At 57.1% G+C, this 515-nt stretch carries 1 protein-coding gene; it reads left to right on the top strand.

What is annotated here, in order from left to right:
- Positions 1-53: 53 nt before the first annotated feature.
- A partial coding sequence (locus ACR0JF_RS23450; protein WP_480670155.1) for a DUF6478 family protein occupies positions 54-515 on the top strand: 462 nt, incomplete at its 3' end.

Below are 515 nucleotides of genomic sequence, written 5' to 3'. Positions count from 1 at the left end.
TTTGTTCCCGAAGGCGTCTTGACTAAAGAGGCTGTGTATCGGACGACGAGGCCATGGGCAGGATTCTGGATCGCTATCTTTATCGCAAGACTCTGGACCGTTGGCGGCGGGCTGCACAGCGTGTGCAAAACGCAGGACAAGCGGACCTACGTCAGCAGCGTGATCAGGCGCGCGCATTGCGAAGCCATCTTGATCAGTTGATCCAAACAGCCGATTCTCGTCTTATTCGCCCAAAGATTGGGTCCATGCAGTTTGCCAAGCCTGTCGGCACGGACTGGAGTTGCAGACCAGACCTGTGGCGCGGACCGTTGGCGCAACCCGGCGTTGCTTCGGCCCTGCGCAAAACGGCACTTGATGCGCACGTCAACCTGTTTCATGACTGCCCCCTGTCCGAGATTACAGTGCGCCAAATCCGAAATCGGGATACAGGCGATCTGGCCCCGTTCAGTCTGTCCGTTGAAGTCTTTAGTTTCGAAGGCTCATTTCTTTCGGTGTCCGTCGATCTGCCGGGCGAC

Source organism: Ruegeria sp. BG11 (genome assembly GCF_056538565.1).
The sequence above is the reverse complement of the archived record's forward strand: the minus strand, read 5'-3'. Positions and strand labels throughout refer to the sequence as shown.